This is a genomic window from Corynebacterium sp. MSK044, assembly GCF_030232825.1.
Classification (GTDB): Bacteria; Actinomycetota; Actinomycetes; order Mycobacteriales; family Mycobacteriaceae; genus Corynebacterium.
The window spans coordinates 56,604-63,099 of the sequence record NZ_JASPJJ010000014.1 but is presented as its reverse complement, the minus strand read 5'-3'; the positions used below and the strand labels follow the sequence as shown (position 1 = coordinate 63,099).

Below are 6,496 nucleotides of genomic sequence, written 5' to 3'. Positions count from 1 at the left end.
ACTCAATCGGCATCCAAAAAGGCCAAATCTAACCCCACGACACGCCGGGGCCAGACACACTTTTTGACCCTTAACCCGGGGCTGGCCCCAAACCAAAAGAAAACCCGCCCACCTTCACCAGGTGAACGGGAATCCAAGGTTATGCAACCAGCAACGGCTTACTTGCCGAGCTTACGACGCTGAACGCGCGTACGGCGCAGCATCTTGCGGTGCTTCTTCTTGGACATACGCTTGCGGCGCTTCTTAATCACTGAACCCATGGGTTACCTCGCTTCTCTTTGTACGTACAGTTCCCGCCGGACCCGGACCCAAGTGAAAACCATTGGGTCTTCACCTGGTGCGCACGGGGTGCACTCCCAACGCGCGGGCCGAACATCCGGCACGAATGGGTTTTGAGTTTACCGCCGGTTTCGGTCAATCCCAAAAATAGGACAAAACGAAAGGACCCCTTCCGATGCTTCGGCATAAAGCCGGTATTCGGACGTGGCCCTCTCTACCGGAACGGTTCAAGGGCCCTTCTGGCCCTAGCCGTTCTCTCGCCAAGAAGGATAGCGCAAAAGGTAAACTACATCAAGAGCCAAAGATGAAGGCTAGGGGGAGTCACAGTCATGCACGGAAGCAGAAACGAACAATCTGTTGTAACTGCGTTGGGGAAACAACGCATGGAGAAGTATCTATCACAGATGGGAAACCACGCAGGACGCGCGCTGCAGCTTTATAAATGGGACGCAGAGCTTTCTGGCGCCATGTGGAACCTGCTTTCTATTTTTGAGGTCGTTCTGCGAAACAAGATCTGCGAGGCAGTCGATGAATGGAGCGAGGAACAGCGCCCACAAAGCAATAAACAATGGATCAGACACCCTCGGGTGAACGTCCGAGAGCCCCTGTCAAAGGTCGCGGCGTCTGTTGCAAAGGATGCACTCAGGAAGGCCCTCGAGGCCAAAAAGTTACGCGATGAAGGGGATGGACTCTTTATCGGTAACCACCCTAGAAAAGGACAGTCAATCACTCGAGATGATGTGGTTGCGCAAGTAACTCTCACTCAATGGAAAAACAACTTCTTCTACCGCGATCCCGAGGAGCTACCCGATGGCTCGTACAAGTTCTACCCCAATGAGACTAATTACAACGACTGCAAACGCGTTTATGAAGAGATTACAGTTCGTGCACTTTCCTCAGGCCCAAAGTCTATTTCCCCTGATCGAGCCAGTCTCATCATGAACCATGTCGTCCTGCTCCGAAACAGAATCGGACACCAAGAGTCCCTCATTGATATTGACTGTCGACGATACCGAAAAGAGATATTCGAGCTTTTAAACTGCCTTAGTCCAGCAGTGTTAGAAAACTACTCCGCAAACGACCCGATCCCCAGAATCTTGAACAATGACCCGAGACGTGGGAATCGTTCATCACGGGATTAAATACGGGTCAATCCCAAAAATATTAGAAGGGCCAGCCGAAGCTGACCCTTCCACAAACCAGGGGGCGTGCCCTCTGGGGATAACTATCCGACGTCGGTGCTGACGTCGTAGACCGAGGAGTCCAAGTACTCGGAGACAGCCTTCTCGTTCACACGGAACGAGCGACCAACCCGAACAGCCGGCAGCTCACCGGAGTGAACCAGGCGGTACACCGTCATCTTGGATACGCGCATAATCTCCGCGACCTCAGCAACGGTCAGGAACTTACCCTTATCTTCATTTGCCATATGTGTAGTTAACCTCCAGCATCTGTGCGCGCTGTAGGCTTCCCCTCCCACAGAATGAACACGCACGTGCTTGAACGAGCTTAGCGTGAAACCAGTGTCACATGCGACTCAAAAGCAAGAAAAGATTCACACTATTCACAAAATCCCCACTGCTCCCTCAAGGGCCATTCTGGGTCAACTGTTTCATTCCAGCTGGTAGAACACACCTTGCAACAGGATGTGGAAGTGACCTCCCGGACACGAAAAGTTTTTTGAAATTACCCCCTCGGCGTACCCGCTTTTAGTCCCCCAACTCGGCAGCGCGGGCGGCGGCAGCTTCCGTTGCGCGGTAGAAAGCCCCGCGGATGCCGGACTCCTCCAACTCACGGATCGCCTGCACGGTTGTGCCCGCCGGGGAGCTCACGCCCGCACGCAGATCCACCGGTGTTTTGCCGGAATGTGCCAGCATCACGCCAGCGCCTTCGGCCGTGGAAGTAGCCAACAGCGTGGCGGTGTCGCGGGGCAGGCCCATGGCCACCCCGGCATCAATAAGCGCTTCTGCAATGAGGAAGAAGTACGCGGGGCCGGAACCCGAGATCGTCGACGCGGCATCGATGAGCTTCTCCGGAACCACGGCGACCTTGCCTGCGGCAGCGAGCAGATCGGTGACTAGTTCCTGTTGGTCCTCGTCCACATACTTGCCAAACGCGACGACACAGACGCCTTTGCCCACCTGCATCGGGGTATTCGGCATCACGCGCACGATGGGAGTGCCTGCGCTATGCGACGCCTCCGTCATCGTCTCCAGCGTCACCCCCGCCGCCATGGACACAACCACCGTCGGGGTATCTGATGCTGCGATGGGCTCCGAGAGCTCCTCAATAACCGTGGTGATGTCATGCGGCTTCACGCAAAGGAAGCACACATCAACATCGGTGACAGCCTCAATATTGTCTTCCGTGGTGTTGATCCCATAACGGCCCGCCAACTCTTCGCGGCGCTCCGCGGTGCGGTTGGTGGCGGTGATGGTTTCCGGGTCGATTCCGGAGTTCACCAAGCCGGAAATCAGGGCCTCGCCAATATTGCCTGCACCGATTACTGCGATGTTACTCATGCGCACTAGCGTGCCACAGTGCACGCAACTCGGCGATATTTTCCTCTGCGAGGGGCCTGTGGCCAGAGGTTATCTAGAAACCGGTGATAAGGCCCGGACCGACAGTCATGGCCAGACCAGCTAGCGCTGCCAGGGCCAACGTGAAACCATCGCGGCCCGTCTTCATGCTGCGCACGGTCAGCACGATGGCTGCCGTCACAACAACAGCGAGCACGCTCACCACGATGGAGTTGAAGTTCTCCCACAGTGCCTGGAAGCCCAGGAACACGAGCACGCCAACCAGCAGACCACCGAAGACCATGAGGACGAGCATGACCGGGTTGACAGACGCGTCCTCTTCGAGGTCTATGTCCTCGTCGTCCTCGTACTCGTATTCATCTTCAAGGTCTCCATCGACGAACTCGTCGACGTCAGCCTCATCCTCAAACTCGTCCTCGAGCTCGTCTTCGTGGGCACGCTGAGCCACCACAGCTTCCTGTGGCTCAGTCTTAGGCTGCGCCACCAACGCTGCCTGCGCCGGGGTTTCACGCACAACGGGGATCACGTGGGTTTCTTCGGTATCCGCGGCAGGTTTCTCGACCGGTTTCTCGGCAAGCTTCGCCTCTTGCTTCTGCTTCTGGTCCTCCACCTCAACCTGGCGCACAGGCACAGCATCGGTCGTAGCTGGGGTCTCCGGAGCCTTTTTCGCAGCGTCCGGCTGAGCCGGCTCAGCCTCGGCCTCAGGGGTCTTGGTCGGCGTTGTCGGCGCGGTCGGCTCAACCTTGACTACCTTGACGTTCGGCTTCTCAGCAGCCTGCTCAGCAGATGTAGCGGGCTTTAGCTGAGGCTTCTCGGCCTCAGCGGGCTTCGCAGAAGCGTGAGCCTGGGGTTCATCACCCTGGGTGTTTTCAGCGTCGATGGGAGCGCTGGAGTGCTTAGGCTCAGCCGGGCGAGCGTTAACCGCTTGGAACGAGCCGGTGAGTTCGGCGACAGAGATGCCACCTTCTTCGAGGCTGCGGCGGCGACGGCGCCGAGGCTGGATGTCCGGGTTTTCTTTCTGTGCCCGGGCCATCAACTCGGCAACGGTGAGTTGCTTGTCAGCCAATTGAGCGTCTCCTTTTGCTTCTATCCCTTGTCAATCTGCCGGAGGATCACGCCTTCGCGCAATGCCCATGGACAGATTTCTAGTTTCTCTATCTTAAGTGCTCGCATCGCTGCTTCGGCGACCAGCGCGCCAGCAACAATTTGGTGGGAGCGGTCCGGGCTCACGCCTTCGAGCTCCGCGCGGTCCGCTGCCGTCATACGGGTGATAAAGGCAATGAGCTGGCGCAGGCCGGGTGCGGTCAGTGTGCGCTTGACGTATGGGCCGGCTGAGGAGGGTGCGGCACCGGTAAGGCGCGCAAGGGTGCGGAATGTCTTTGATGTGCCCACCGTCAGGCCGGCTTCGCCGTGGGCGAGGAACTCATCAGCAACCGTGGCCAGTTCCGCATCAATGAAGTCACGCAGGGTATTCACGGTGCGCTTTGATGGTGGATCGGAGTCGAACCACTCGTGGGTCAAGCGACCTGCGCCCAAGTCGAGGGAGCGAGCAATGTCCGGCTCTTCATCACTTCCAGTGCTGAGTTCCAGCGAGCCACCGCCAATATCCAGGTTGGTAATCCGGCCGGCAGACCAGCCGTACCAGCGACGCACCGCCAAGAATGTCAAGCGGGCTTCATCCGTTCCGGAAAGGACATCGAGTTTCACGCCGGTGACATTCTCAATGTGTTGTAGGACCTCATCCGCATTCGTCGCGGAACGCACTGCGGAAGTAGCAAAAGCGAGGAATTCCTGACATTTCAGGTTGCCGGCGAGGTCGGCGGCTTCCTGAACAGCGTCGGTAAGCTTTTTTACGCCCTTTTCCTCGATAGCCCCCTTCTTATCGAGCAATTCAACCAGCCTCAAAGACTGCTTCCAATCACTCATGGGGGTTGGGTGCCCACCGCTCACGGCATCCACCGCTACGAGGTGAACAGTGTTACTGCCCACGTCCAATACACCTAGTCGCACGCGTTCCACAGTAGACCGTCTACCGTGGTCAAGTGTGAACCAACCTGTATTTCTGGGTTTTCCAAAAAATTCGCCCGCCGGGAAATCCATTCGCGCCGGCCATGAGTTGCCGCCGGACTTTCCCCGCGAGTGGTTCGAATTCATCCACCCGGATGATCCTCTGCACTACTTCAGTATCGATCTGACCTGGCTGGAATCCACGTGGTCGTGTCGCTTTGGCACATCAACCTGCCGTGGCATTTCGGAGGATCTGCCCGTGGTGGGGTGCTGTATTCACGGCGCGTATTTGTCCGATGAGACAGACCGGGATGATCTGTACAACGCCGTCGCGGCGATGCCCGCGAAATATTGGCAGCTCCGTCCGGACAGCGTGGATAGCTACCTCGCAGCAGGAGATCCAGTGGAGCTTGAGCCGTGGCTCGAGTGGGATGAGGATGAAGAGGAACCTTCGCTCAAGACCACGCTTATCGACGGCGCGTGTATCTTTGCCAACCGCCACGGCCACGAAACCGGCGCCGGTTGTGCCTTGCACCAATGGGCGATGGCAGAAGGGCGCAACATCATTGGCTCTAAACCGGAAGTGTGCTGGCAGGTGCCATTTTCGCGTGAGGATGAGTGGCAGGAACGCAGCGATGGTCAGGAGATCCTGCGTACCACTATCGGTGAATATGACCGCCGCCAGTGGGGCAACGGTGGTGAGGACTTTGACTGGTGGTGCACCAATGATCCCGCCTGTCACGGTGGGCCAGATGCGCAGCCGGTGTGGAAATCCATGAAGGCGGAGCTGACGCAGTTGATTGGGGAGGGGCCGTACGCGATCGTCGAAAAGCATTGCGCAGCACGTGCCGCCCTCCCCGCGGATGCGAAGGCGGTTCACCCAGCGACGCGCGCCGCTGAATCCTGATGCCCCCTAGTATCTTGATGCCCCTACTATCTTGATGCCCCTACAAGGGGCATCAAGCCTCGAACTTGTACCCCAAACCGCGGACTGTGATGAGCTGCTCTGGACGCGAAGGCTCCTTCTCAATCTTCGTGCGCAGACGCTTCACGTGCACGTCTAGAGTCTTCGTGTCACCGACATAATCTGAACCCCAGATCCTGTCGATGAGCTGCCCACGAGTGAGCACGCGCCCGGCGTTACGCATGAGGTACTCGAGCAAATCAAATTCCTTCAGTGGCATGGCCACCGGCTGATCCTCAACAAACACCGTGTGGCGCTCCACGTCGAGGCGGACGCGACCGCCCACCAGCACATCATCGCCCTCCGCTTCCTGCGCGGCCTCGGCGGCTCCATTGCCACGACGCAACACAGCGCGAATACGCGCGATGAGCTCACGGGTGGAATACGGCTTAGTCACGTAATCATCGGCGCCGAGCTCGAGGCCCACCACCTTGTCAATCTCCGAATCACGCGCCGTCACCATAATGATCGGCACATCCGACGTGGCGCGCAGCTTCTTGCACACATCCGTGCCAGACATTCCCGGAAGCATGAGGTCAAGCAACACCAGATCAATCTGGTTCTGCTCGAATTTCTTCAATGCCGTCGGACCGTCCACCGCAATAACGGCTTCAAAACCTTCCTTCTTCAGAAGGTACGCGAGCGGATCCGCCAGTGATTCCTCGTCCTCGACAATCAGGATGGTCGATGTCATCGATTCTTCCTA

General features: G+C 57.7%; 8 protein-coding genes. 2 read left to right on the top strand and 6 right to left on the bottom strand.

What is annotated here, in order from left to right; translation table 11 throughout:
* Positions 1-158: 158 nt before the first annotated feature.
* On the bottom strand, positions 159-260 hold the full coding sequence (locus tag QP994_RS08670; RefSeq protein ID WP_003855542.1) for a 30S ribosomal protein bS22: 102 nt from the start codon (positions 258-260) through the stop codon (positions 159-161).
* Between the two features lie 402 nt (positions 261-662).
* On the opposite strand from QP994_RS08670, the gene QP994_RS08665 reads away from it, so the two are divergent.
* Positions 663-1,421: a hypothetical protein gene (locus QP994_RS08665; RefSeq protein ID WP_284855983.1), complete on the top strand. Its 759-nt coding sequence runs from the start codon at positions 663-665 to the stop codon at positions 1,419-1,421.
* 83 nt (positions 1,422-1,504) lie between these two features.
* On the opposite strand, the gene QP994_RS08660 is transcribed toward QP994_RS08665, so the two are convergent.
* The 4 genes from QP994_RS08660 to QP994_RS08645 form a co-directional block, all read right to left on the bottom strand.
* On the bottom strand, positions 1,505-1,708 hold the full coding sequence (locus QP994_RS08660; RefSeq protein ID WP_284855982.1) for a helix-turn-helix domain-containing protein: 204 nt from the start codon (positions 1,706-1,708) through the stop codon (positions 1,505-1,507).
* Between the two features lie 280 nt (positions 1,709-1,988).
* The gene (gene proC / locus QP994_RS08655; protein ID WP_284866241.1) at positions 1,989-2,801 is read right to left on the bottom strand and encodes a pyrroline-5-carboxylate reductase; all 813 of its coding nucleotides are present in this window, start codon (positions 2,799-2,801) and stop codon (positions 1,989-1,991) included.
* A gap of 73 nt (positions 2,802-2,874) precedes the next feature.
* Complete coding sequence (locus QP994_RS08650; protein ID WP_284866239.1) at positions 2,875-3,885, bottom strand: Rv0497 family membrane protein; 1,011 nt, start codon at positions 3,883-3,885, stop codon at positions 2,875-2,877.
* A 20-nt stretch (positions 3,886-3,905) separates the two neighbouring features.
* Positions 3,906-4,829 carry a Ppx/GppA family phosphatase gene (locus QP994_RS08645; protein ID WP_284866237.1) on the bottom strand — a complete coding sequence of 308 codons (924 nt, stop codon included), beginning with the start codon at positions 4,827-4,829 and terminating at the stop codon, positions 3,906-3,908.
* A gap of 34 nt (positions 4,830-4,863) precedes the next feature.
* On the opposite strand from QP994_RS08645, the gene QP994_RS08640 reads away from it, so the two are divergent.
* Positions 4,864-5,733, top strand: coding sequence for a DUF3109 family protein (locus QP994_RS08640; protein WP_284855978.1), 870 nt, complete (start codon positions 4,864-4,866; stop codon positions 5,731-5,733).
* Positions 5,734-5,785: 52 nt separating this feature from the next.
* Here QP994_RS08640 and QP994_RS08635 read toward each other — a convergent pair whose 3' ends face one another.
* Entirely contained in the window at positions 5,786-6,484 is a 699-nt protein-coding gene (locus tag QP994_RS08635; RefSeq protein WP_284855977.1) for a response regulator, read from the bottom strand.
* Between the last annotated feature and the right edge of the window lie 12 nt (positions 6,485-6,496).